This is a genomic window from Vibrio sp. D173a (genome assembly GCF_030248475.1).
Map to the genome: position 1 here is coordinate 1 of NZ_JAHGAH010001422.1, position 602 is coordinate 602.

The 602-nt window shown below is 33.6% G+C and carries 1 protein-coding gene; it reads right to left on the reverse strand.

Annotated elements, in window-relative coordinates; all coding sequences use genetic code 11:
- Positions 1-550 (reverse strand): polysaccharide biosynthesis C-terminal domain-containing protein (locus KIV40_RS33790; protein WP_285353798.1); only part of this gene is annotated, 550 nt, incomplete at its 3' end.
- Between the last annotated feature and the right edge of the window lie 52 nt (positions 551-602).

A 602-nucleotide genomic window follows, 5' to 3' on the forward strand; every position in this document is an offset into this window, starting at 1 on the left:
CAAATAATTTTTTTGTTTTAGGGTTTATTTTCCAGAAAAGATATGATGTCAAAGCCTGAGTTAATAAAGTTGCTATTGCGGCACCATATACGTTAAATATTGGAATAAAAACGATATTCAACGCTACGTTTAATACTAAGCCAAGAAGATTTGAGTAAAGAACAAGTTTTTGACAAGAAAAAATAACACAAAGTCTTGATGCTAGCATACCATAAAATGTCAAAAATAAAGTCAATGCTTGTACCTTCAGTAGACCACTCGACTGAATATAGTCAGGTCCATAAAGGGTGGGTATCAAAATATCTGAGGAGATAAATACTAATGAATAAACCGAAGCTACAATTATAAATGCATTTCTTTTTACAACACCCAAATATGGTATCAATTCACCCGTCACTTTCTTATGTAGTCTTAGCATATGAGGGTAATACATACCCACAAGTACCATTGGCAGCATAAGTAATCCTTCATTGAGCTTACTTGAAACTGCTAGAAGAGCTAGTGCACTCTTGTCTACGAGTAAACCTATCATAACTTGGTCAATTTTCATGAACAAAATAACAACAAAGGAGCTCAATACTAAAGGTAGGCTATCTCTGAAT